Consider the following 23,909-nt stretch of genomic DNA (forward strand, 5'->3'; position numbering starts at 1 on the left):
AAAATGGAAAAGTGGCTGGTGGTGGCGGGTGTCTGGTTCGTGTGCGCGTTGTGCGCCGTATTGTTCATTCGTGGCGCGACGGCGCCCGCCACGCGCAAGGTGCGCGTGTCACCAAACGGCCAGGACGAGCGAGCGCGGCGCGCCCAGGCGAACCACGCGGCGCGGCGCTGATCAGATATCCAGCGGATCGACTTCCAGGTTCCAGCGCAGCACGCCCCGCAAGGCGCGCAGCGCGGGTTGCCACGCTCGCAGCGCCGCCTGCAGCGCGCCGCGCGACTGGCTCTCCACGAGCAGTTGCGCGCGATGCACATTCATGACCTTCACGATCGTGAGCGGCACCGCGTCGTAAGCGGTCACGCGCTCCGCAGCCGGGATCGTCGCGAGCGCCTGCGCCGCTTCGGCGAGAAACGCCAGCGCCGCTTCCAGGGTACGGCCTTCGGCGCGCAGCAATGCCTGGTAGACGAACGGCGGCAGATGCGCGTCGCGGCGCTCGGCGATCTGTGAATTCGCGAAACCCACGTAGTCGTGGCGCGCCAGCGCGTGATAGATCGCGTGACGCGGGTAGCGCGTCTGCACGATCACCTCGCCGGGCAATCCTGCGCGGCCGGCGCGGCCGCTCACCTGCATCAACTGCGCGAATAGCCGCTCGCTCGCCCGGAAATCGTGGGAGAACAGCGCGTTATCGGCATTGAGCACGCCCACCAGCGAGACGCGCTGGAAGTCGTGCCCCTTCGCGATCATCTGCGTACCCACGAGGATGTCGACGTCGCCGGCGTGCACGTCGGAGAACAACGCCTGCGCGCTGCCCTTGCGGCGCGTGCTATCGGCATCGATGCGCAACACCCGCGCGCCCGGCACCGCGCTCGCCAGCGCCTCCTCGATGCGCTGCGTGCCGCGCCCCATCGGCGCGATATCGACATTGCCGCAGTCGGGACACGAATGCGGAATGCGCGACTCCCAGCCGCAATGGTGGCAGCGCAGCGCCCGCTCGGGCTTGTGCAGCACCACGTAGGCACTGCAGCGCGGGCAGCCCGCCACCCAGCCGCAAGCATCGCACGACAGCACGGGGGCATAGCCGCGCCGGTTCAGAAAGACGAGACTCTGCTCGCCGCGCTCGAGACGCGCCTTCATCGCCGCGACCAACGGGCCGGAGAGTCCCTCGAACGAGGCGCGGCCGCGCCGGCGCTCTTCTTCGAGATCGATCAGCTTGACGGCCGGCAGCACCGCATCGGCGATGGCCCGGCGTGACAGCGTGAGGCGCGTGTAGCGGCCCTGCTCGGCCTGCCACCAGCTTTCGAGCGACGGCGTGGCCGAGCCCAGCACGACGGGCACGCCCAACTGCTTCGCGCGCCAGACCGCCAGATCGCGCGCCGAATAGCGCAACCCTTCCTGCTGCTTGTAGGCGGGGTCGTGCTCCTCGTCCACCACCAGCATGGCAAGACGCGGCAGCGAGGCCAGCACGGCGAGGCGCGTGCCCAGCACGATGCGGGCGCGCCCGGTGTGCGCGGCGAGCCAATTACGTGCGCGCTCGCCTTCCGCGAGGCCGCTGTGGAGCGTGACGATGGCGTCGTCGGGCAGCACGCCCGCGAAGCGCGTGCGAAATGCCGCCTCGAACTGGGGCGTGAGGTTGATTTCGGGGACGAGAACGAGCGCCTGGGCATCCGGCTCGCGTTCGAGCAGGCCAGACAGCGCGCGCAGATAAACCTCGGTCTTGCCGCTGCCGGTTACGCCGTGCAGCAGGAACGGCGCAAAACCGCCTGCATCGAGGATCGTCTCTACGGCGACCGCCTGTTCGTCGCTCAGCACTGGCAAGGCCGCAGCCGCAACGGCATTGCAGGGGATTCTGGCGCGATCGGCGCGGCTTTCGTCGCCATCGGCGGCCTGGGAGCGCCCCGCGCCACCAAACGCCACGCATTCATATTCGACCCAGCCTGCCTCGCGCCAGGATTCGAGCGTGACGGCCGCTTTCGGATGCAGCGCACGGGCTTCGGCGAGATCGAGTTCGCTCGCGTCCACCAGAGCCTGCGCGAGCCGCCGCAATGCCTGGGCGCGCGCGGGCAACGCATCGGGCAGCGCCTGGCGTCCGGCCGGCAGCAGCCGGTAACGCTCTTCGGGCGCGAGCAAGCGTGGCCAGCGCGCGGGGTCGCGCAGCGCCTGTGGCAGCGCCGGCAACGCGACCTCACCCAGCCCGCGCTGATAGTAGTCCGCGGCAAAACCCACCAGCGCCAGCCACTGCGTCGAAAGCGGCGGCAAATCCACGCACACGGCGCTCACATCGCGCAGCTTGTTCGCGGGCACGTCACTGTGAGCGCTCACTTCGCAGATCAGCCCCACCGCGTCGCGGCGGCCGAATGGCACGCGCACCAGCATGCCGGGCTGCGGCGCCGGAGCATCGGGCGGATAGCGGTAGTCGTAGAGGGCGGGCAGCGGGTGGTCGAGCGCCACGCGCACGAAGCACGGCGTCATGCTCCGCCCCAACATGGGCGGTGCAAACACCGTGCGCTGGCGCACTGACGTCCGAAGTTAAAGTAGAACTTCACTTTCTGCGCTAAGTTTTGGATTCCGCAGAACAATCGTGCTCCCGTCGCCGGCCCTGTGGATAACTTTGTTAAGAACTTGGCCGTCCCGCTCCGCGTGGAAGCCGAAGGGCTCATTATCTGGGACACCGCACAAATGGCCGTGGAGCGCCGAAAGCCTTACCTGTCAAGGTCCTGATTGATTGTTCACAAGCCTTGCTGTCGCTGTGCGGCAATTTTTCCCTCTTGCGCGCCGCAGCGAGGTAAGTGTGTATAAGTCAAGTCTTGACAGCAGCGCAACGGCATCGGGAGGGCCTCTCGCGCCGGTCGCGAATCAAGCTGGACCCTGGTGCTCCGAGCCCAGCTCGCTGCGATGCAACAAAATTCAGACCGCGGCAGTGCGCATGGCGCGGCTATGGCCATGCACTTCATCCACGAGTTCGGCGACACTCTCCGGCGGCGTGAACTGCGAAATGCCGTGTCCGAGGTTGAACACATGGCCCGGGTGGGCGCCGAAGCTGTCGAGCACCGCACGCGCCTGCTCGCGAATCGCCGCCGGCGACGCAAACAGCACCGCGGGATCGAGGTTGCCCTGGAGCGCCACGCGATCGCCCACGCGCTCGCGCGCACGGCCAAGGTTGACGGTCCAGTCGAGGCCGACCGCGTCGACGCCCGTTTCGGCGATCTCGTCGAGCCACAGGCCGCCACCCTTCGTGAAGGTGATGACCGGCACGCGCTCGCCGTCGTGCTCGCGTTTTAGCTGCGCCACCACGCGCTTGATGTATGCAAGCGAGAAGCGCTGATAGATGCCGTCCGCTAGCGCGCCGCCCCAGGTGTCGAAAATCATCACGGCTTGCGCGCCTGCTTCGATCTGCGCATTGAGATACGCGGCCACGGCTTGCGCATTGACTTCGAGAATGCGCTCCATCAGATCGGGGCGTGCGTAGAGCATCGACTTCACGGTGCGGAAATCGTCCGAGCCGCCGCCTTCGACCATATAGCAGGCCAGCGTCCACGGACTGCCCGAGAAGCCGATGAGCGGCACGCGCTGGCGACCTTGCGCGTCGGTGAGCGCGCGGCGAATCTCGCGCACGGCGTCGGTCACATAGCCGAGCGTTTCGCCGATATCGGGCACCGCGAGCTTCGCGACGTCCTCTTCGCTGCGCACCGGATGCGCGAACTTCGGACCTTCGCCGACCTGGAACGAGAGGCCGAGACCCATTGCATCGGGAATCGTGAGGATGTCCGAGAACAGAATGGCGGCGTCGAGCGGATAGCGATCGAGCGGCTGCAGCGTCACCTCGGTCGCGTAATCGGGGTTCTTGGCGAGACCGAGAAAGCTGCCTGCGCGGCTGCGCGTGGCGTTGTACTCCGGCAGATAGCGGCCCGCCTGGCGCATCAGCCAGATTGGCGTGTATTCGGTCGGCTGACGCAGCAAGGCGCGCAGGAATGTGTCGTTCAGAAGAGTGTGTGCCACGGGCGGGAAGCGCTGGTCGCGCAAGATTCGAAAGCAGACGGCCATTCTACCGGAGCCGCCGCCGCGACATGACGCTGATGGCCGGGATAAGGCGCACGGGAGCGCATGCCGTGCATGCGTCCACCGGGTCCGTACCTGATATACCGACCCGGTACCAACCAAGTCAGCCGACGCTTAACGCATGAATACGGGCGGGCTATTATCGGATGCCTTTCCGGTCCATTACATCGAAACCGCCATAAGCGAGGAGACACTCCGCATGAACAGAAAGAAGATCGCCGCCGCTTGCTCCGCCATTGCCGCGCTGGTAGCCGGCCTCGCCGGAGCGCCGGACGCACTTGCGCAGAGCGCGGGCACGCCGGGCGTCGCTACGCCGGGCGCCAATACGTCCTCGCGGCTCGACGACGTGCTCTCGCGCGGCACGCTGCGCGCGTGCACGACGGGCGACTACAAGCCGTATTCGTTCTACAGGCAGGACGGCACGTTCGAAGGCATCGACATCGACATGGCCGAGTCGCTCGCGAAGTCGCTGGGCGTAAAGGCCGAGTTCGTGAAGACGACATGGTCCAACCTGATGAGCGATTTCCTCGCGAAATGCGACGTCGCCGTGGGTGGCGTGTCGACCACGCTCGAACGGCAAAAGCGCGCGTTCTTCACCGAGGCATACCAGGTCGACGGCAAGACGCCCATCGTGCGCTGCGACGACGTCAGCAAATATCAAACGGTCACGCAGATCGACCAGCCCTCCACGCGCGTGATCGTGAATCCCGGCGGCACGAATGAACGCTTTGCGAAGCAGTTCTTCCCGCACGCGAATCTCACCGTCTATCCGGACAACGTAACGATCTTCAAGCAGATCCTCGCGGGCAAGGCGGACGTGATGGTCACCGACGCATCCGAAACGATCTTGCAGCAGAAGCTCAACCCGGGGCTGTGCTCGCTGCATCCGGACAAGCCCTTCCAGTACGGCGAGAAGGCATGGATGGTGCCGCGCGGCGACGTGGTGTTCCAGCAATATGTCGATCAGTGGCTGCACCTTGCGCGCGCGAGCGGCGAGTATCAGGCAATCTCCGACAAATGGCTCAAGTAAGGTGACGATGCAATAAGCCGCGCAGGGATGCGCCCCGGCGCGGCATTGGCCAAATCATATGGGTAGTTGCAACCACTCGTTGCAATACCATATGAGCAATCCTTGCATCTCACGCACGGATTCAATCGGAAATACTGACTCGATTTGCATATGCGGATCGCATTTTTACGCAGCCGATTTCCGCTAATGCCCATACAGCGCGGCATTCTTCATGCATTTGGAATAACCCATCTAATTTACGCTTGCGAAACGTCTGACAGCCCCAAAAACGCAGGTAAAAATGACTCTCACAAAACGATCAGGACGGCAAAAAATCCCACAGAGCCTTATCTGACGGGCGTTACAACCTGAAACACTTTGTTACCGCGAAGGTTCATTAATTCGCCCACAATGCCTTCAACGGTTTCAACACGGATGCGGCGCGGTGCAAGTGTGAGCGGACACGATACACCTGCCTGTCGGCGTCATGCCGAAGCCCTGTCAGGGGCATCCTTGTTGGAGCCGTAACCGGCGTTTTGCGTTCCAAGACCCGGCTCCTCCTTTGGTCTCCTCGCGCTAACCCCGTAGCGTGTGGTTTTTAGCGGGCTCCAGGCCCGCTTTTTTTTCGTCTATTCCACTTCTCACTCGCTTTTATCGTCGATTTGTTGCGATCGCGAGAATAATCGCGGGCGCAAACTTCATTCGCCTGCATTCCTTATTCGATTGCCCGCCGTGTTAGCCGAACGGCTAATTCGCGACCGCGCCGATACGCCGGTCGATTCGTTCGGCATGCGAAACGTCAGGCAATTCACACCGTTTGTGCCACCGTTTGCTCAGCCGTTTACTCAATTGCCAGCTTCGCGGCGGCGGCTGCATTCCGCGAAGCCGCGCCGCGAAATACCGGCCTCAAGCGGTCTTTTGCTCGCTAATTTTCAGTTCGTCGATCATGCGCGAGCGCATCATGAACTTCTGCACCTTGCCCGTCACCGTCATCGGCATCTCGTCGACGAAGCGGATGTACTTCGGGATCTTGTAGTGCGCTATTTGCCCCTGGCAAAACGCCTGGATCTCCTCGGGCGTGGCAGTCTCGCCGGGGCGCAGCACAATCCACGCGCACACCTCTTCGCCGTACTTCGCATCGGGCACGCCGAACACCTGCACCGACTGCACCTTGGGATGGCGGAACAAGAACTCCTCGATCTCGCGCGGATAGATGTTCTCTCCGCCGCGAATCAGCATGTCCTTCAAGCGTCCAACTATATTGCAGTAGCCTTCGGCGTCGATCGTCGCGAGGTCGCCCGTGTGCATCCAGCCATCGACGATCGCTTCGGCCGTCTTCGCTTCGTCGCCCCAGTAGCCGCGCATCACCGAGTAGCCCTTGGTGCAAAGCTCGCCCGTCTCGCCCACGGGCACAATGTTGCCGAGCGCATCGACGATCTTCACCTCCAGGTGCGGCTGAATGCGTCCCACCGTGGTCGTGCGTTTGTCGAACGGGTCGGTCGTCGCGCTCTGGAACGATACGGGGCTCGTCTCCGTCATGCCGTACGCGATCGTGATCTCGGCGAGGTGCATCTTCGAGACCACGCGCTTCATTGTTTCGATCGGACACGGCGAGCCCGCCATGATGCCGGTGCGCAAGCGCGTGAGGTCGAAGCTCGCGAAGTCCGGATGATCGAGCTCCGCGATGAACATGGTGGGCACGCCGTGCAGTGCGGTGCAGCGCTCCTCCGACACCGCTTCGAGTGTGGCGCGCGGGTCGAACGCCTCGCCCGGAAACACCATCGCCGCGCCCACCGACACACACGCGAGCACCGCAAGCACCATGCCGAAGCAGTGATAAAGCGGCACCGGAATGCATAGCGAATCTTCTTCGGTGAGCCGCATCGCCATGGCGATGAAACGCCCGTTATTGAGCACGTTGCTATGCGTGAGCGTGGCGCCCTTCGGATTGCCCGTGGTGCCGCTCGTGAACTGAATGTTGATGGCGTCGTCGGCGTTGAGCGTCGCGCCGATCGCGTCAATTTCAGCACGGCCGTTGACCTCGAGCCGCTCCCGCCCTTGCTCGATCAGATCGCCGAAGTTCAGCATGCCGGGGGTTTCCCCATCGCACATGCGGATTACCGCACGCAGTTCGGGCAACTTCGCCGCATGCAGGTCGCCCGGCGTTGCGCTCGCGAGTTCGGGCGCGAGCGTTTGCAGCATTTCGAGGTACTTCGACGTCTTGAAGCTTTCCGCCGCAATGATGGCTTTGCAGCTCACCTTGTTCAGCGCGTACTCGAGTTCGGCAAGGCGATAGGCGGGATTGATGTTGACGAGCACAGCGCCGATGCGCGCCGTGGCGAACTGCGTAAGCAGCCACTCGAAGCGATTGGGCGACCAGATGCCAACCCGATCCCCCGCCGTGATGCCAAGCTCCAGCAAGCCGGCCGCCACCACGTCCACTTCCTCGGCGAACTCGCGCCAGGTCCAGCGGATGCCCTGTTCGCGGAACACCACGGCCGGGCGCTCGGGAAAACGCTGCGCGGTCTCGCCAAGAAAGGCGCCGATGGTCGCATTGGAGAGCGGTATGTCAGTCCTCCCACGCACGTAGGAAAGTCCGTCTTTCGGCGCGATGAGCGCTTCGCGCGTCCCTGCGGCGTCGATGGCCATGATGGCTGTCTCCCCGGGAGTCTCGCTCCCGATTGAAATAGATTTGAAAATCATTGTGCCACTGCGCACGCGGCCAGCAGCATCAAGTAATACCCGCAACGCATGAGTTGCGGCGTGTCCGCGGCCCACCTCTGACGGCAGCGAAGCCATGATTTCGCATTACCTTTCCGTAAACGTCAAGTAGTTTTCGCCGAAGTCTGGTTGGCTTCCATACGGCGCCGCCTCCGACTGCCGCTCCCCTCGCCCGATCTGAAACCTTGCAGTTTTTTGACACTGCGCTGTGCTTCCGTATCGCGCTCCTCTCACGCCCGATGGACTTTTCTTTCAATTCGTAATGAAATGAGATTTGCTTTGCAAACATCCAACGATGTTCGCGTTTTCATTGAATATTTTGCAGTCCAAATTAATAAGGCACCCAGAAATTCAACCCCAAAGGAGTAGCGATGAACGCCAGCGACACGTCCAGCCAAATGCGTCTGAGCAAGAAAATTTGGGCCGGTGCACCCGGCTCCGATGCCAACGGCTATTCCGATCCCGCCGACACCATCCAGTACGCGTTCGGCGTAGTGCCCGAAGGCACGCACTACAGCAGCTTCGCCAATCCGGACCGCTCCGTCGACACGACCAAGCTGATCGGCGGCGTGTTGATGGTCGTGGGCGCAAACACGGTCGAACTGCAACTGGCGCCCGGCAAATACTGGCTGTACGAATTCGTGATCGGACGCGATAGCGACGGCGTCTCGATCCGGTTCACGCAGCGCGGCGGCTGGGACTTTACGGCGGTCATCGACGGCGAGCGCCGCGGCCCCGTCGACGACCTCGACGGGGCAGTCCTGTTCGAAGTGGGCGCGAGCGTGACGGACATCGCCGTTGTCGCCATCAACAAAGCCGTGTGCGTGAAGATCGACAAGCGCTTCGCGGCGAGCGCGGGACCGGGCCGCAAGGAAGGCATTCTCTTCTTCGGCACGAGCTCGTATCTGGGCCTCACGCAGGACTCGCTGAACTGGAACAGCACGGCCATCGTGCGGCTCGGCCTCACCGACACGAACGGCGAGCTGCATCTCGACGGCTTCACTTCGGGCAACAACGTGTTCATCCACGAGGTCGTGCCGAAGGCGCTCTACGACGCAGGCGTGCGCCCCGCGAAGATGGACGTCTACAACATCGACGGCAGCTTCTGGTTCTCGGCCGGCTTCCCCGACGCACACCAACTCACGCAAGCCGAGCTCGACGCCCTGCTGGCCGATCCGAAGTTCACCCCTGCGGGCCGCGAATTGATTCGCACGCATCTGCACGTGGGCGACTGGTTGTTCACGAACCAGAACTACTTCTACCAGCGCCAGGGCGTGATGCGCGTCGAAGTCACCAACGACAACGGCGGCAAGGCGAGGCTGCGTCTCTCGAAGAAGATCTGGGCCGGCGTGCCCGGCTCCGATGCCAACGGCTATTCCGATCCCGCCGACACCATCCAGTACGCGTTCGGCGTAGTGCCCGAAGGCACGCACTATAGCGATCTCGCCGATGCGCAAGGCGCCGTCGACGCGAGCAAGCTGATCGGCGGCGTGCTGATGGTCGTGGGCGCGAACACCGTCGAGCTGCAGCTCGCGCCCGGCAAATATTGGCTCTACGAATTCGTAATCGCGCGCGCCAGCGACGGCGTCTCACTGCGCTTCTTCCAGCGCACCGGCTGGGACTTCACCGCGCTCTTCGACGGCGAGCGCCGCGGACCGTTCGACGACGCCGACGGCGCCATCGCATTTGAGATCGGCGAAAAAACGGCCGAGATCAACGTGGTGGGCATCAACAAGTCGCTCAGCGTCGAGATCAACAAGCTCTTCACCCGCGGCGCAGCCGAAAAGGAGAAGGAAGGCATTCTGTTCCTTGCCACGAGTTCGTACCTGGGCGTGCTGCCGCGCGCCGATAACGCCAACGACCGCGCAATCGTACGTCTTGGCGTAACGGGTCCGGGCGGCAAGGTGCGACTCGACGGCTTCACCTCCGGCAACAACGTGTTCATCCACGAAATCGTGGCACAGGACACGTACGACGCAGGCATCTGGCCGATCAGCATGAGCGTCTACCGGCTGGACGGCTCGCGCTGGTTCACGTCGGAGTTCAAGCTGCAGGGCGCACTGCGCGCGGGCGAAGACTGGCGCGACGACGAAAACCAGCGTCGTATCACCGAAGCCGATCTCGACGCCCTGCTCGCCGACCCGAAACTCACGCCGGCGGGCCGCGACCTGATCCTCCGGCACGTGCAGGTGGGCGACTATCTGTTCTCCAATACGCAGTACTTCTCCGAGCGCCAGGGCGTGATGCGCGTGGAGGTGCTCAACGACAGTGGCCGCGGTTGACAGCACGCCAATGAAAAAAGGGCTCCCAACGGGAGCCCTTTAGTTTCCGGCCACAGCCCGCCACGCGAGGCGGGCATGTCGAAATCAATGCTGGTTCATCTTGCGCAGGCGCTGGATCGCCGCAAGCTGCGCGACTGCGTAGGCGAGTTCCGCCTGCGCCGTTGCGTACTCGAGGTTCGAACCCGCGTTCTGCAGTGCCTCTTCGGCACGCTTGCGCGCCTCGCCGGCCTTCGCCTCGTCGAGATCCTTGCCGCGGATCGCGGTGTCGGCGAGCACCGTCACTGCGCCCGGCTGCACTTCGAGAATGCCGCCGGCGACGAACACGAACTCTTCATCGCCTTCCGCGCCCACGATGCGCACCGCACCCGGACGAATCCGCGTGATGAGCGGCGTGTGGCCCGGCAGAATGCCCAACTCGCCCGCCTCGCCCGGAAGCGCGACGAACTTCGCCTGGCCCGCGAAGATGCTCTCTTCGGCGCTAACGACGTCTACCTTGATGGTTGCTGCCATATCTGTCGACTCCTGTGTCGATCGGAGTTAGCGCTTGAGCGCTCACTCCGATCCCAAGCACAGTTAGGGTTAATCGGTTGCGGCGGCGACCAGGCAACGTGTGCTTGATCGCCCGTCAGCAACTAACCCTTACTGGATCTTCTTGGCCTTTTCGAAGGCTTCGTCGATCGTGCCGACCATGTAGAACGCCTGCTCCGGCAGGTGATCGCACTCGCCGCCAACGATCATCTTGAAGCCGCGGATGGTTTCCTTCAGCGGCACGTACTTGCCCGGCGAGCCCGTGAAGACTTCCGCGACGTGGAACGGTTGCGAGAGGAAACGCTGGATCTTGCGTGCGCGGGCGACCGACAGCTTGTCTTCCGGCGACAGTTCGTCCATGCCCAGAATCGCGATAATGTCGCGCAGTTCCTTGTAGCGCTGGAGCGTCTGCTGCACGCCACGCGTGATCGAGTAGTGCTCTTCGCCGATCACGTTCGGGTCGATCTGGCGCGAGGTCGAGTCGAGCGGATCGACTGCCGGGTAGATACCCAGCGAAGCGATGTCACGCGACAGCACGACGGTTGCGTCCAGGTGGCCGAAGGTCGTAGCCGGCGACGGGTCGGTCAAGTCGTCCGCAGGGACGTACACGGCCTGAACCGAGGTAATCGAGCCCTTCTTCGTGGACGTGATGCGCTCTTGCAGCTTGCCCATTTCTTCAGCCAGCGTCGGCTGATAGCCCACTGCCGAAGGCATACGGCCGAGCAGTGCCGACACTTCGGTACCGGCCAGCGTGAAACGGTAGATGTTGTCGACGAAGAACAGCACGTCAAGGCCTTCGTCACGGAAGTGCTCGGCCATCGTCAGACCGGTCAGCGCAACGCGCAGACGGTTGCCCGGCGGCTCGTTCATCTGGCCGTAAACCAGCGCAACCTTGTCCAGAACGTTCGAGTCCTTCATTTCGTGGTAGAAGTCGTTGCCCTCACGGGTACGCTCGCCCACGCCCGCGAACACGGAGAAGCCGCCGTGTTCCTTTGCGATGTTGTTGATGAGCTCCATCATGTTGACGGTCTTGCCCACACCCGCACCGCCGAACAGACCAACCTTGCCGCCCTTTGCGAACGGGCAGATCAGGTCGATAACCTTGATGCCGGTTTCGAGCAGCTCAGCCGACGGCGACAGCTCGTCGAACGCCGGAGCCTTCTGGTGGATCGCGCGCTTCGTTTCGCTGACGATCGGGCCCGCTTCGTCGATCGGGCGGCCCAGCACGTCCATGATGCGGCCGAGCGTCGGCTTGCCGACCGGCACGCTGATGGGCTCGCCCGTGTTCTTGACCACGGTGCCGCGGCGCAGGCCGTCCGACGCACCCAGACAGATGGTGCGGACAACGCCGTCGCCCAGCTGCTGCTGCACTTCGAGGGTCAGTTCCGTCCCTTCGAGAATCAGCGCGTCGTAGATCTTCGGCATGCTCTCGCGCGGGAACTCCACGTCGATCACCGCGCCGATGCACTGTACGATCTTGCCTTCTACCAAAGCAGTTGTACTCATCGATTTTCCTTTAGATACCTGAATTCTTCACTCGGCCGCCGCTAGCTGCGCATTTGCAACAGCGAGCACAGCGGCGCGGTTCGCGTTCGGCTTTGCCCGGTCAGACCGCTGCGGCGCCGCCGACGATTTCCGAAAGTTCCTTCGTAATCGCGGCCTGGCGGCTCTTGTTGTACGAGAGCTGCAGTTCGTTGATGACCGTCTTCGCGTTGTCCGACGCTGCCTTCATCGCAACCATACGGGCCGACTGCTCCGACGCCATGTTTTCCGCCACGGCCTGATAGACCAGGGCTTCGACATAACGCACCAGCAGTTCGTCCACGACGGTTTGCGCGTCCGGCTCGTAGATGTAGTCCCACTGCGACTTCGGCGTCGTGCCGTCGTCGTTGCCTTCGAGGCGCTCGTTCGACAGCGGCAGCAGTTGCTCGATGACCGGCTCCTGCTTCATCGTATTGACGAAGCGCGTGTACGCCAGGTACACCGCGGAGAGCTTGCCTTCCGAGTACTGATCGAGCTGCACCTTCACCGCGCCAATCAGCTTTTCGAGGTGCGGCGTGTCGCCGAGTTGCACGACGTTCGAGACGACCTTCGCGCGCAGACGGTTCAGGAAACCGAGGCCCTTGCTGCCGATCGCCGTTGCTTCGATCGACGTGCCCGATGCTTCCAGATCTTTGAACTTCTGCAACGTCGCACGCAGCACGTTGGTGTTCATCCCGCCGCACAGACCCTTGTCGGTCGTGACGAGAATCACGCCGGCGACCTTCGCATCGTTGTTTTCCGTCATGAACGGATGACGATACTCGGGGTTCGCACGGCTCATGTGCGCAGCGATGTCGCGGACCTTGTCGGCATACGGGCGGGCGGCGCGCATGCGCTCCTGGGCACGGCGCATCTTCGACGCCGCGACCATTTCCATCGCCTTGGTGATCTTGCGCGTGTTTTGCACGCTCTTGATCTTGCCGCGAATTTCCTTCATTCCAGCCATTGCTTGCTCCTTGATCGAAACGGGGCGGGCGCTGTGACTGCCGCAAACCCGCGCCGCTTCAATGTCCGTTTATCGTGGTTGATTCCCGGACGGATCAGTATGCGCCGGACTTCTTGAAGTCCTTGAGCGCCGCGTGGAGCGCGGTCTCGTCGTCCTTCGACAGGTCCTTCTTGTCCTCGATGCGCGCGACGAGGTCGGCGTGCTTCGACTTCAGGTATTCGCGCAGGCCCTTCTCGAACGCCAGGACGTCCTTGACTTCGAGGTCGTCGAGGTAGCCATTGTTCGCTGCGAACAGCGAAACAGCCAGTTCCCACACTTGCAGCGGCTGATACTGCGGCTGCTTGAGCAGTTCCGTCACGCGGCGGCCGCGCTCGAGCTGCTTGCGGGTTGCTTCGTCGAGGTCCGATGCGAACTGGGCGAACGCTGCGAGTTCACGGTACTGCGCGAGGTCGGTACGGATACCGCCCGACAGCTTCTTCACGACCTTGGTCTGTGCCGCGCCACCCACACGCGAGACCGACACGCCGGCGTTAATAGCCGGGCGGATGCCTGCGTTGAAGAGGTCGGTTTCCAGGAAGATCTGGCCGTCGGTAATCGAGATCACGTTCGTCGGAACGAATGCGGTCACGTCGCCAGCTTGCGTTTCGATGATCGGCAGTGCCGTCAGCGAGCCCGTCTTGCCCTTCACTTCGCCGTTCGTGAACTTCTCGACGTAGTCGGCCGAGACGCGCGCAGCGCGCTCGAGCAGACGCGAGTGCAGATAGAACACGTCACCCGGGTAAGCTTCGCGGCCCGGCGGGCGGCGCAGCAGCAGCGAGATCTGACGGTATGCCCAAGCTTGCTTGGTCAAGTCGTCGTAAATGATCAGCGCGTCCTGGCCGCGATCGCGGAAGTATTCGCCCATCGTGCAGCCGGCGTACGGCGCGAGGTACTGCAGCGCAGCCGATTCCGAAGCCGAAGCGGCGACCACGATCGTGTATTCGATCGCGCCCGTTTCTTCGAGCTTGCGCACCACGTTCTGGATCGACGAAGCCTTCTGGCCGATCGCGACGTAGATACAGATGAGGTCCTTGCCCTTCTGGTTGATGATCGTGTCGACGGCCACTGCGGTCTTGCCGCACTGACGGTCGCCAATGATCAGCTCGCGCTGGCCACGGCCGATCGGCACCATCGAGTCGATCGACTTGAGGCCCGTTTGCATCGGCTGCGACACGCCTTCACGCCAGATCACGCCCGGAGCAATCTTTTCGATTGCGTCGGTCATCTTGGCGTTGACCGGGCCCTTGCCGTCAATCGGGTTGCCGAGCGGATCGACCACGCGGCCGACCAGTTCCGGGCCCACCGGCACTTCGAGAATGCGGCCCGTCGTCTTGACGATGTCGCCTTCCGAGATGTGCTCGTACTCGCCCAGAATCACGGCGCCGACCGAGTCGCGCTCGAGGTTCAGCGCGAGGCCGAAGGTGTTGCCCGGGAATTCGAGCATTTCGCCCTGCATCACGTCCGACAGGCCGTGGATACGCACGATACCGTCGGTCACGGAGATCACGGTGCCCTGGTTGCGAACGTCTGCGCTCGCTTCAAGGCCCTGGATCCGGCTCTTGATCAGCTCGCTGATCTCAGAGGGATTGAGTTGCATTATTCGCTCCTGATGTTCAATTCTGTTGCGTGCCAGCCGCTGCGCCCGATGTTTTTATCGAGGCGCTCAAGCGGTCAAAGCCACCTGCATGCTGGCGAGCCGCGCGCGGACCGAGGTATCGAGGACTTCGTCGCCGACCGTGACGCGCACGCCGCCGATTAGCGACTTGTCGACTTCGACTGCCGGCTTCAGCTTGCATTTGAACTTGCGTTCGAGACTCGCGACGAGGTCGGTCAACTGCGCGCCTTCGAGCGGGTATGCGCTCACGATCAGCGCGTCGGCCGCACCGGCCTTGGCGTTCTTGAGCGCTTCGAACTGTGCGTGAATTTCCGGCAGCAGCTCCAGGCGGTGGTTCGCGACCAGCATCTGCACGAGATTTTTGGCCTCGGCCGTATCCTTGAGCGGGGACTTCACCGCCGCAAGCAGCAGCTCGACGACCTGGGCATGGCTCACTTTCGGGCTAGTCGCGACCGACAGCACCTCGGGCAAGGCCGCAACCTGAGCCAGCTCCGTGACGAGCGTGGACCAGGCGGCGGTGTCACCAGCTTCGGCCACGCCAAACAGCGCTTCTGCGTACGGGCGGGCGATGGTTGCAAGTTCGGCCATGATCAGAGCTCGGCTTTCAGTTGATTCAGCAGGTCGGCGTGTGCGGCCTGGTCGACTTCGCGCTTCAGGATCTGCTCGGCGCCTTGCACGGCGAGTGCCGCGACTTGGCCGCGCAGCGCTTCGCGTGCCTTCACGACCTGCTGGTCAGCGTCAGCCTTCGCTTGAGCGATGATGCGAGCCGCTTCGGCTTGTGCCTGGGCCTTGATTTCTTCTGCGACGGCCAGTGCGCGCTTTTCTGCGTCCGCAATGCGGCTTTGACCCTCGTTACGGGCCGAAGCGAGTTCTTCGCCCACACGCTTGTGCGCGGCTTCGAGTTCCGCCTTGCCCTTATCTGCGGCAGCGAGGCCGTCAGCGATCTTCTTCGAGCGCTCGTCGAGGGCGTTGATCAACGGCGGCCACACGAACTTCATCGTGAACCACGCGAGGATCAGGAACACGACCATTTGCGCAAACAGGGTTGCGTTGATATTCACGGTGTTTCCTTTTACGTTGCTATTCCGGGGAGTTGAAACGGCAAGGCGCTCATCGGTCTTGAAACTCGATCAGCGCCTCGTCACCCGTTCCGTCCTGCGCCCGCGTCTATAGTTATAGGTCGGGCGCAACCATCCAGGGAACTTAGCCCGCGAGCTTCGAGAGCAGCGGGTTAGCGAACGCGAACAGCATTGCAACACCCACGCCAATCAGGAACGCCGCGTCGATCAGACCAGCCAGCAGGAACATCTTCGTCTGCAGCGGGTTCATCAGTTCAGGCTGACGTGCGCAGGCTTCGATGTACTTGCCGCCCATCAGGCCGATACCGATACAGGCGCCGATTGCACCCAGGCCGATGATGATGCCGATACCGATGGCCGTGAAACCCTGGATGTTGGCGATGAAAGCTTGCATGATCACTCCTTTGTGAGATTTTTTGGAACTGGGGATTTAAAACTGCAATTCTGGGTTCGACAAGCCCTTAGTGCTTGTCGTGTGCCTGGCCGATGTACACCAGCGTCAGCATCATGAAAATGAACGCCTGCAGCAGAACGATCAGAATGTGGAAGATCGCCCAGACGCTGCCCGCAATCACGTGGCCGATGAAGCCAAGCACCGTCGTGTCCGCGCCGAAGCTCCACAGACCGCCCAGCAGCGCGATCAGCAGGAACAGCAGTTCGCCTGCATACATGTTGCCGAACAACCGCAGGGCGAGCGAAACCGTCTTGGCGACGAACTCGATGATGTTAAGTGCAAGGTTCGGGATCCACAGGACCGGATGCGCGCCGAACGGGGCCGACAGCAGTTCGTGCACGAAGCCGCCTGCGCCCTTGATCTTGAGGTTGTAATAGATCATCAGCACGAACACGCCGAGCGCGATGCCGAACGTGCCGTTGAGGTCGGCGGTCGGGACGATGCGCTGATGCGGGAACACTTCGCTCAGGCCGAGCCAGCCGATCAGGCGGGTCGGCAGATCGACGGGAATGAAGTCGAGGGAGTTCATGAGCGCGACCCAGACGAACACGGTCAGCGCGAGCGGTGCGATGAATTTACGGTTGCCGTGGACGATGGACTTCGACTGGTCCTCGACCATCTCGACCAGCATTTCGACGGCGCACTGGAAGCGGCCCGGCACGCCGGGCGTAGCCTTGCGCGCGGCAAGACGCAGAATGAGGATGGTCACGATGCCGCAAAGGATCGACCAGAACAGCGTGTCGAGATTCCAGACATGGAAATCGACGATCGACGTCTGGTGCCCAGTGGCAAAGTTCTGCAAGTGGTGCGCAATGTACTCGGACGGACCCGGAGCGCTCGTTCCTTCGCTGGCTGCCATATCGTTAAAACCACCCAAATTGTCGAAAATCGGTTTCGGCCACTCCCGTGCAACAACCTGTTGCGGGAACGCACCGCCTCGGACCGTGTCTTACTCGAACATGTGCCAACCGCTTGCTGCTTCGTTCGCCTCAACGCCTTCCACATGAAAGGCGGCGCGATGTCAGCTGCGGGTCAGCGCCACGCGAGCGCGATCCAGTATGTCTTCAATACGATCAGGTAAGTGACGAGCAACGGGATCCACTGCACGTCGCGATACCAGAACGCAATGGCAACGAACATCGCAATCGTTGCCCCCATCTTGAATGCTTCTCCGAGCATCCAGTTCATCACTGTGCCGGCCCTGCTCAACTGCTTCAGGCGCGCCGCGAACAGCGCCCCGGGTAACCAGCAGATCGCTCCGCCCAGCAGCGCGGACAGCGCTACGGCGTCCGGCGCAGCCGCCCCCGGCGGCTTATAAAACAGCCACCACAGCAAAGCGGCAACCAGGGACAAAACCACTTGCGCTGCCACGACACGAAACGGCGTGACGCGCGACGGGCGGCTCACCTGTGCGCCGAAGAGCTGCTCGGCTTCGGCCCGGGTGAGCGGAACGATGTCGTTGTTATCTTGCTGGTCGGCGTCTAGCTGATCCCATCGTGCGTTGTGATCCGTTGTGGAATCAACACGCGCACTAGCGGCTTGTCCTTTGTCCGGGCCCGCGTCCTGCTTTTTGCTGGATGCTGCGGCTCCGCGTTGTGGACCATCAGGCCCTTCATGCGCCTGCGGCGCTTCGTCTGGCCTCTGACCCACCATTGCGTTATTCCGGATATTTGGCTTCCGCCCGGTTTCTTGCGGCGCGCTTACGGCCCCGCCAACCAAATAAATCCGGGCGATTGTAAGCGATAGTTGCAGCCAATTCAAGACTTTAGGCCGTTTCATAACATGCATGAAATGCTACTTCATCATGCGGAAAACTCACCATTACGTGCGAGGTAACGGAAACTGTAAGGTCACGTTCGAACGTCAGGAGAGCCAAGCAAAACGGGGCGCGATTTTACCGTGGAAAGATGGCTGTGTCGCGGCATTGTGGTTTTTCTGTCAGAAAAAATACAACACAAGTCCACCACCGAAAACGGCGATTGCCCAGAACGGAATAGAGATCAAATGAAACGGCAACCATACGCCTTGCTCGCCGGAAAGCCGCACGGCAATCAGATTCGCCAGCGAGCCGATAGCAAAACCGAAACCGCCGACGCTCACACCAAACGCCAGCGCGCGCCAGTCGTGCGTGAAACCCGCGAGCACGATGGCAGCAGGCACATTGCTGATGCCCTGCGAGAGGATGGCGCCTGCGGCGTAGGCGCGTAGCGGCATCTGCAGCCCGAGATTCTCAAGTGCGTGGTGAATCCACGGCAGCGCGGCGGCGCTGCGCAACACGATGAACATCAGCACGAAGATCAGCAGCAAAAGCCAGTCGATCTTCAGAACGATCTGCGCGCGCCAGATGAGAAATCCGATTGCGACGCCGGCCAATGCGATGCCCGCGCGATGCGTATCCGCAAGCAGCACGAACGCAACGAAAAGTATGGCTGCCACGCCTGCCAAAGCGCGATCGACTGGATGTCGTTCGACATCGATCGTCAGATCGAGTGGCTTCGGCTTGAAAAGCAGCGCGGCGAGCACGAACAACAGCGCCATCAAAAGCGCGCAAAGCGGCGCGAGCGATGCAACAAAGCGACCAAATGACGCACCACTTAGTTGCCAAAGAAATAGGTTTTGCGGGTTGCCTAACGGCGTGAGCACCGAGCCCGCGTTCACGGAAAGCGCAATCACGATGACAAGCCGCTTCAGCGGCAGCGGCGTGAGCCGGTGCAGCGACAGCACGAGCGGCACCACGACGAAGAGTGCGACATCGTTCGTCACCACCGTCGAGAGCAACGCCGCGAATGCAACGAGGAGGAATGCAAGCGTGCGCTCCGAACGAATCCGGTGCACAAGCCGATGCGCCACCCAAGTCAGGAATCCTGAGTATTCGAGCGCCTTGGTGAGAATCAGCAGTCCGGCGAGCGTCATCACCGTTTGCCAGTCGACCAGTGCGGGAAGCGTGGACCATGTGCGCGGCGCGCAAATCTGCAACGCAACGAACGCGGCGACGAGTATCGATAAAACGGGCTCGGCAAGCGCAAACGCGCCGAGCCTGCGTAGCGGGCTTAACCGGCCGCGCGTGGCGACATCGAATTTATTCACGGGATCGACTACGGACGTCGGGTCAAACAGCAGCCTCGCCACGCAGGCGAAGCAGAATGCCGTCGAGTGCATCGAGGTCGCCGAAATCGACCGTGAGCTGGCCACGCCCTCTCCTGCCGAGCTTGATCTTGACCGTGGCAGCCAGCAAATCGGACAACTCCTCTTCGAGGCGGCGCGTGTCGCGGCCGCCGTCGTGCGCGGCCTTCGCCTTCACCGCGGGCGCGGCCTTGGTGGTGTTCGATACGAGTTTTTCCGTTTCACGAACCGACATACGCCTGTTGACCACCTGATTGGCCAGCGTGATCTGCGTGGCCGCATCGACTGCGAGCAACGCACGCGCGTGGCCCATGTCGAGGTCACCTGCGAGCAGCATGGTCTGCACAGGCGCAGCAAGATTCAGCAAACGCAACAAATTGGAAACCGCGCTGCGCGAGCGCCCTACCGACTCAGCAGCCTGCTCGTGCGTGAAACTGAACTCGTCGAGCAGACGCTGAATGCCCTGCGCCTCTTCGAGCGGATTCAGGTCTTCGCGCTGGATGTTCTCGATCAGCGCCATCGCGGCTGCGGCCTGGTCGGGCACGTCCTTCACGAGGACGGGCACTTCCTTGAGACCGGCAATGTGCGCCGCACGGAAGCGTCGCTCGCCCGCAATGATCTCGTAGCGCTCTGGGCCGACCGGGCGCACCAGGATCGGTTGCATCAGACCTTGCGCACGGATGCTCGCCGCGAGCTCCTGGAGCGCGCCTTCGTCCATGCGCGTGCGAGGCTGGTACTTGCCGGCCTGCATCTGCGTGAGCGCAAGCGTATTGGGCGCACCCTCGATCTTCACCGCTTCGGTGATGTCCGCGCTGCCGCCGAGCAATGCTTCGAGTCCTCGGCCCAGTCCTTTCTTCCGTACTACTGCGTTCATCGTGCTTCCCCAGTCTGCGTCAGAGTGCGCGTACGCGCTCGATCATTTCCGCGCCGAATTGCACATAAGCCTGCGCACCGCGCGACGTCCGGTCGAACACCACGCCAGGCAAGCCGTAGCTAGGCGCCTCGGCAAGCCGCACGTTGCGCGGAATCACTGCGTCGAACACCTTGTCGCCAAAGTGCTCTTTCAGTTGCTCAGAAACCTGCTGCTGCAGCGTGATGCGCGGATCGAACATCACGCGCAAAAGACCGATCACCTTCAGGTCGCGATTCATGTTCGCGTGCACCTGCTTGATCGTGTTGACGAGGTCCGACAGCCCTTCGAGTGCAAAGTACTCGCACTGCATCGGAATCACGACACCGTGCGCCGCGCACAGCCCGTTGAGCGTGAGCAAGGACAACGCCGGCGGGCAGTCGATCAGCACGAAGTCGTATTCGTCGTCGACCTGCGCGAGTGCAGCCCGCAGGCGGCGCTCGCGCTGCTCGACCGTCACCAGCTCCACTTCGGCGCCGGCGAGCTCGCGATTGGCCGGCAGAACGTCGTAGCCCACCTGCTCCGGACGCGTACGCGCCTCAGGCACCGAAACGCCGTCGACCAGTACTTCGTAGACCGTGTTCTCGCACGCCGCTTTGTCGATGCCGCTGCCCATCGTGGCATTGCCCTGCGGGTCGAGATCGATGAGAAGGACACGCTGTCCCTGCGATGCGAGGCTCGCGGCGAGATTGACCGTTGTCGTCGTCTTGCCGACGCCGCCCTTCTGGTTCGCAACGCAGAAGATTTTTGCCATCTTGTGTGTGTCCCTTTTACTGCCTTAAAAGTTTGCTTACGTTATAGCGTACATGCCGTCGGGCGCGCTACCCGCCATTCGGCCTGGGCCATCTGGGTCTGGCAATTCTGGCCAGTGAACCACGTTATTGTGTCGGTTCAACCACCACTTCAGTCAGATGCCGCTCCGCATCGAGCATCGGTACCGTCAAACGAATCGTCTGCAGCGTGCGCGCCCCGTCTGGCAAACGCTCGATCTCGGTGTCGGGCCTCACGCCCTTCATCGCCCAGATCGCACCGCCGTCCGCAACAAGGTGACGGGCCAGTGTAACGAAATCGGCCAGTTCCGCGAATGCCCGCGAGACGATCAGATCGAATTTTTTTGGCACTTCGATCCCGGGGCGCAGCAATTCAACGCGCCCCGTCACCACAGAGAGATTCGCGAGACCCAATTCAACCTTGACCTGCGACTGGAACGCCGACTTCTTTTGCACGATGTCGTTCAGGGTAACTTGCCAGTCCGGGCGCGCAATCGCGAGCACGATGCCGGGCAAGCCGCCGCCCGAGCCAACGTCGAGCACCGAGGCGTCGGCTCGTTGGGGTAAATGTGGCAGGATCGAAAGCGAATCGAGGATGTGCTGAATGAGCATCTGGCGCGGATCACGGATCGCCGTCAGGTTATAGACGGCGTTCCACTTCGCCAGCAATGCGACGTAGGCCAACAACTGCTCATGCTGCCGCTCGCTCAAATCGAGGGAAAGCGCCTGCGCGCCCTCCTTCAGCAGTCGCGCGAGCGCATCGCGATCCGTGATGCCAGGTTGCCTTGCGCGCCCCGTCATTGAGCCACCGTCGTGTTGTCTGCACCCTGATCGGAAGGATTCTGGCGCCGGCGGCCAAGGCCGCGCTTCAGGTGAACCATCAGCAGAGAGATGGCGGCAGGCGTGATGCCCGAGATGCGCGACGCCTGACCAATGGTTTCGGGGCGGAATTGATTCAGTTTCTGACGCGCCTCGAACGATAGACCGCGAACTTCAGCGTAATCGATGCCTTCCGGCAGGCGCGTATTCTCATGGGCGCCGTTGCGCTCGATCTCATCGGCTTGACGGTCGATATAGCCCTGATATTTGATACCGATTTCGATCTGCTCCTTAATCTGGGCAAGCAGGATCTCGTCGTCAGCAAGCGGCGTCTCAGGCGCGCAGGCGCCTTCGCGCAAGCCGCACACACCGTCGTAGCTCACGCCAGGACGGCGCAGCAGATCCGCGAGGTTGTATTCGCGATCGATCGGCTTGCCGAGAAGCGCCGTTGCCTCTTCCGCGCCCAGCGTCTTCGGATTCACCCACGTCGACTTCAGGCGCTCTGTTTCACGTGAAACAGCGTCGCGCTTCCGGCTGAACGCATCCCAACGAACGTCATCGACTACACCCAGTTCACGGCCGATTTCCGTCAGGCGCATATCGGCATTGTCTTCACGCAGGCTCAGGCGGTATTCGGCACGGCTCGTGAACATACGGTACGGCTCGGAAACGCCGCGCGTGACCAGGTCATCGACCAGCACGCCCAGGTACGCCTGATCGCGGCGTGGGCACCACGCATCCTTACCCTGCACCTGCAAGCCTGCGTTGATGCCCGCAAGCAGGCCTTGAGCCGCAGCTTCTTCGTAGCCGGTCGTGCCATTAATCTGGCCCGCAAAGAACAGGCCGCTAATGACCTTCGTTTCCAGCGATGCCTTCAGGCCGCGCGGATCGAAGTAGTCGTACTCGATCGCGTAGCCTGGACGCAGAATATGCGCATGCTCCAGCCCGCGCATCGAATGCACGAGTTCGAGTTGGACGTCGAACGGCAGACTCGTCGAGATCCCATTCGGATAGAACTCGTTCGTCGTCAGGCCTTCGGGCTCCAGAAAAATCTGGTGCGATTCTTTCGAGGCAAAGCGGTGGATCTTGTCTTCGATCGACGGGCAATAGCGCGGCCCCACGCCTTCGATTACGCCCGTATACATAGGCGAGCGGTCGAGACCGCCGCGAATGATGTCGTGTGTGCGCTCATTGGTATGCGTGACCCAGCAGGGAATCTGCTTCGGATGCTGCTCTGCCCTGCCGAGAAACGAGAAGACCGGCACCGGATCAAGATCGCCCGGTTGCTCTTCGAGCACCGAAAAGTCGATCGAGCGTCCGTCGATGCGCGGCGGCGTGCCCGTTTTGAGCCGCCCTTGCGGCAGCTTCAGCTCCTTCAGGCGCGCCGACAGCGTCACCGCTGCCGGATCACCAGCGCGGCCACCCGTGTAGTTGTTCAGGCCCACGTGAATCTTGCCGTCGAGGAACGTCCCCGCCGTCAGCACCACTGCGCGCGCGCGGAAGCGGATGCCCACCTGCGTCACAGCCCCAACAACGCGGTCGCCTTCGACCATTAAGTCTTCAACCGCCTGCTGAAACAGCCACAGATTCGGCTGATTTTCGAGGCGTCGACGGATCGCTGCCTTGTACAGGATGCGGTCAGCCTGCGCACGCGTCGCACGCACAGCCGGGCCTTTAGACGAATTGAGAATGCGGAACTGGATGCCGCCCTCGTCGGTGGCGGCGGCCATCGCGCCGCCTAGTGCGTCGACTTCCTTGACCAGATGGCCTTTGCCAATGCCGCCAATCGACGGATTGCAGCTCATTTGGCCGAGCGTTTCGATGTTGTGCGTAAGCAGGAGCGTCTTGACGCCCATGCGAGCGGCGGCAAGCGCAGCCTCGGTGCCGGCGTGACCGCCGCCGACGACGATGACGTCAAATTCTGTGGGAAAAAGCATGGCGGGACCTCACGCATGGACGAATGGACCGCGTGAGCCTTCTCAGAAAAAGTGGTATGCGCGAATTATAACGGTTTCGGGT

Annotated in this window: 20 protein-coding genes; 3 read left to right on the forward strand and 17 right to left on the reverse strand. The window is 62.4% G+C overall.

Going from position 1 to position 23,909, the window contains the following annotated elements; genetic code table 11:
• Window positions 1-3: 3 nt before the first annotated feature.
• Window positions 4-171: a hypothetical protein gene (locus NH14_RS07580; RefSeq protein WP_162531582.1), complete on the forward strand. Its 168-nt coding sequence runs from the start codon at window positions 4-6 to the stop codon at window positions 169-171.
• Here NH14_RS07580 and NH14_RS07585 read toward each other — a convergent pair whose 3' ends face one another.
• Window positions 172-2,466 carry a primosomal protein N' gene (locus NH14_RS07585; protein WP_035523124.1) on the reverse strand — a complete coding sequence of 765 codons (2,295 nt, stop codon included), beginning with the start codon at window positions 2,464-2,466 and terminating at the stop codon, window positions 172-174.
• A 435-nt stretch (window positions 2,467-2,901) separates the two neighbouring features.
• Window positions 2,902-3,993, reverse strand: a complete 1,092-nt coding sequence (hemE, locus tag NH14_RS07590; protein ID WP_035523895.1) for a uroporphyrinogen decarboxylase — start codon at window positions 3,991-3,993, stop codon at window positions 2,902-2,904.
• Between the two features lie 259 nt (window positions 3,994-4,252).
• On the opposite strand from hemE, the gene NH14_RS07595 reads away from it, so the two are divergent.
• A complete protein-coding gene (locus NH14_RS07595) occupies window positions 4,253-5,083 on the forward strand; it encodes a transporter substrate-binding domain-containing protein (RefSeq protein ID WP_035523127.1) in 831 nt (276 codons plus the stop codon).
• 885 nt (window positions 5,084-5,968) lie between these two features.
• Here NH14_RS07595 and NH14_RS07600 read toward each other — a convergent pair.
• Window positions 5,969-7,711: an AMP-binding protein gene (locus NH14_RS07600; RefSeq protein ID WP_035523131.1), complete on the reverse strand. Its 1,743-nt coding sequence runs from the start codon at window positions 7,709-7,711 to the stop codon at window positions 5,969-5,971.
• 443 nt (window positions 7,712-8,154) lie between these two features.
• On the opposite strand from NH14_RS07600, the gene NH14_RS07605 reads away from it, so the two are divergent.
• A complete protein-coding gene (locus tag NH14_RS07605) occupies window positions 8,155-10,065 on the forward strand; it encodes a hypothetical protein (RefSeq protein ID WP_035523133.1) in 1,911 nt (636 codons plus the stop codon).
• A gap of 84 nt (window positions 10,066-10,149) precedes the next feature.
• Here NH14_RS07605 and NH14_RS07610 read toward each other — a convergent pair whose 3' ends face one another.
• The 14 genes from NH14_RS07610 to mnmG form a co-directional block, all read right to left on the reverse strand.
• Window positions 10,150-10,575: a F0F1 ATP synthase subunit epsilon gene (locus tag NH14_RS07610; protein ID WP_035523136.1), complete on the reverse strand. Its 426-nt coding sequence runs from the start codon at window positions 10,573-10,575 to the stop codon at window positions 10,150-10,152.
• 129 nt (window positions 10,576-10,704) lie between these two features.
• Window positions 10,705-12,099: a F0F1 ATP synthase subunit beta gene (gene atpD, locus NH14_RS07615; protein ID WP_035523139.1), complete on the reverse strand. Its 1,395-nt coding sequence runs from the start codon at window positions 12,097-12,099 to the stop codon at window positions 10,705-10,707.
• A 100-nt stretch (window positions 12,100-12,199) separates the two neighbouring features.
• The gene (gene atpG / locus NH14_RS07620; protein ID WP_035523142.1) at window positions 12,200-13,081 is read right to left on the reverse strand and encodes a F0F1 ATP synthase subunit gamma; all 882 of its coding nucleotides are present in this window, start codon (window positions 13,079-13,081) and stop codon (window positions 12,200-12,202) included.
• Window positions 13,082-13,175: 94 nt separating this feature from the next.
• Window positions 13,176-14,717 (reverse strand): F0F1 ATP synthase subunit alpha, encoded by a 1,542-nt coding sequence (gene atpA, locus NH14_RS07625; RefSeq protein WP_035523145.1) that lies wholly within the window; start codon window positions 14,715-14,717, stop codon window positions 13,176-13,178.
• A gap of 66 nt (window positions 14,718-14,783) precedes the next feature.
• Window positions 14,784-15,323: a F0F1 ATP synthase subunit delta gene (locus NH14_RS07630; RefSeq protein WP_035523148.1), complete on the reverse strand. Its 540-nt coding sequence runs from the start codon at window positions 15,321-15,323 to the stop codon at window positions 14,784-14,786.
• Window positions 15,324-15,325: 2 nt separating this feature from the next.
• Window positions 15,326-15,796, reverse strand: a complete 471-nt coding sequence (locus NH14_RS07635) for a F0F1 ATP synthase subunit B (protein WP_035523150.1) — start codon at window positions 15,794-15,796, stop codon at window positions 15,326-15,328.
• Between the two features lie 142 nt (window positions 15,797-15,938).
• Window positions 15,939-16,208, reverse strand: a complete 270-nt coding sequence (gene atpE / locus NH14_RS07640) for a F0F1 ATP synthase subunit C (RefSeq protein WP_028203308.1) — start codon at window positions 16,206-16,208, stop codon at window positions 15,939-15,941.
• Between the two features lie 67 nt (window positions 16,209-16,275).
• Window positions 16,276-17,127 carry a F0F1 ATP synthase subunit A gene (gene atpB / locus NH14_RS07645; protein WP_035523153.1) on the reverse strand — a complete coding sequence of 284 codons (852 nt, stop codon included), beginning with the start codon at window positions 17,125-17,127 and terminating at the stop codon, window positions 16,276-16,278.
• Window positions 17,128-17,300: 173 nt separating this feature from the next.
• Window positions 17,301-17,921 carry an ATP synthase subunit I gene (locus NH14_RS07650; protein WP_084225155.1) on the reverse strand — a complete coding sequence of 207 codons (621 nt, stop codon included), beginning with the start codon at window positions 17,919-17,921 and terminating at the stop codon, window positions 17,301-17,303.
• Window positions 17,922-18,206: 285 nt separating this feature from the next.
• Window positions 18,207-19,355 (reverse strand): SLC13 family permease, encoded by a 1,149-nt coding sequence (locus NH14_RS07655; RefSeq protein ID WP_035523900.1) that lies wholly within the window; start codon window positions 19,353-19,355, stop codon window positions 18,207-18,209.
• 22 nt (window positions 19,356-19,377) lie between these two features.
• Window positions 19,378-20,265, reverse strand: a complete 888-nt coding sequence (locus tag NH14_RS07660) for a ParB/RepB/Spo0J family partition protein (protein WP_035523156.1) — start codon at window positions 20,263-20,265, stop codon at window positions 19,378-19,380.
• A gap of 19 nt (window positions 20,266-20,284) precedes the next feature.
• Window positions 20,285-21,055 carry a ParA family protein gene (locus NH14_RS07665; protein WP_035523158.1) on the reverse strand — a complete coding sequence of 257 codons (771 nt, stop codon included), beginning with the start codon at window positions 21,053-21,055 and terminating at the stop codon, window positions 20,285-20,287.
• A gap of 124 nt (window positions 21,056-21,179) precedes the next feature.
• A complete protein-coding gene (gene rsmG / locus NH14_RS07670; protein WP_035523159.1) occupies window positions 21,180-21,872 on the reverse strand; it encodes a 16S rRNA (guanine(527)-N(7))-methyltransferase RsmG in 693 nt (230 codons plus the stop codon).
• Window positions 21,869-23,827: a tRNA uridine-5-carboxymethylaminomethyl(34) synthesis enzyme MnmG gene (gene mnmG, locus NH14_RS07675; protein WP_035523162.1), complete on the reverse strand. Its 1,959-nt coding sequence runs from the start codon at window positions 23,825-23,827 to the stop codon at window positions 21,869-21,871. Before mnmG ends, rsmG begins: the two co-directional genes overlap by 4 nt.
• Window positions 23,828-23,909: the final 82 nt, after the last annotated feature.

The sequence above is a fragment of the Paraburkholderia sacchari genome (assembly GCF_000785435.2).
Lineage (GTDB): Bacteria > Pseudomonadota > Gammaproteobacteria > Burkholderiales > Burkholderiaceae > Paraburkholderia > Paraburkholderia sacchari.

Bases quoted from the DNA above. Each gene is read 5' to 3' on its own strand.
- atpB (WP_035523153.1), bottom strand. From the start codon at position 17,127: ATGGCAGCCAGCGAAGGAACGAGCGCTCCGGGTCCGTCCGAGTACATT.
- NH14_RS07660 (WP_035523156.1), bottom strand. From the start codon at position 20,265: ATGAACGCAGTAGTACGGAAGAAAGGACTGGGCCGAGGACTCGAAGCA.
- NH14_RS07665 (WP_035523158.1), bottom strand. From the start codon at position 21,055: ATGGCAAAAATCTTCTGCGTTGCGAACCAGAAGGGCGGCGTCGGCAAG.
- NH14_RS07595 (WP_035523127.1), top strand. From the start codon at position 4,253: ATGAACAGAAAGAAGATCGCCGCCGCTTGCTCCGCCATTGCCGCGCTG.
- NH14_RS07630 (WP_035523148.1), bottom strand. From the start codon at position 15,323: ATGGCCGAACTTGCAACCATCGCCCGCCCGTACGCAGAAGCGCTGTTT.
- atpE (WP_028203308.1), bottom strand. From the start codon at position 16,208: ATGCAAGCTTTCATCGCCAACATCCAGGGTTTCACGGCCATCGGTATC.
- NH14_RS07605 (WP_035523133.1), top strand. From the start codon at position 8,155: ATGAACGCCAGCGACACGTCCAGCCAAATGCGTCTGAGCAAGAAAATT.
- mnmG (WP_035523162.1), bottom strand. From the start codon at position 23,827: ATGCTTTTTCCCACAGAATTTGACGTCATCGTCGTCGGCGGCGGTCAC.
- NH14_RS07580 (WP_162531582.1), top strand. From the start codon at position 4: ATGGAAAAGTGGCTGGTGGTGGCGGGTGTCTGGTTCGTGTGCGCGTTG.
- NH14_RS07650 (WP_084225155.1), bottom strand. From the start codon at position 17,921: ATGGTGGGTCAGAGGCCAGACGAAGCGCCGCAGGCGCATGAAGGGCCT.
- NH14_RS07600 (WP_035523131.1), bottom strand. From the start codon at position 7,711: ATGGCCATCGACGCCGCAGGGACGCGCGAAGCGCTCATCGCGCCGAAA.
- atpD (WP_035523139.1), bottom strand. From the start codon at position 12,099: ATGAGTACAACTGCTTTGGTAGAAGGCAAGATCGTACAGTGCATCGGC.
- NH14_RS07610 (WP_035523136.1), bottom strand. From the start codon at position 10,575: ATGGCAGCAACCATCAAGGTAGACGTCGTTAGCGCCGAAGAGAGCATC.
- rsmG (WP_035523159.1), bottom strand. From the start codon at position 21,872: ATGACGGGGCGCGCAAGGCAACCTGGCATCACGGATCGCGATGCGCTC.
- atpG (WP_035523142.1), bottom strand. From the start codon at position 13,081: ATGGCTGGAATGAAGGAAATTCGCGGCAAGATCAAGAGCGTGCAAAAC.
- atpA (WP_035523145.1), bottom strand. From the start codon at position 14,717: ATGCAACTCAATCCCTCTGAGATCAGCGAGCTGATCAAGAGCCGGATC.
- NH14_RS07585 (WP_035523124.1), bottom strand. From the start codon at position 2,466: ATGACGCCGTGCTTCGTGCGCGTGGCGCTCGACCACCCGCTGCCCGCC.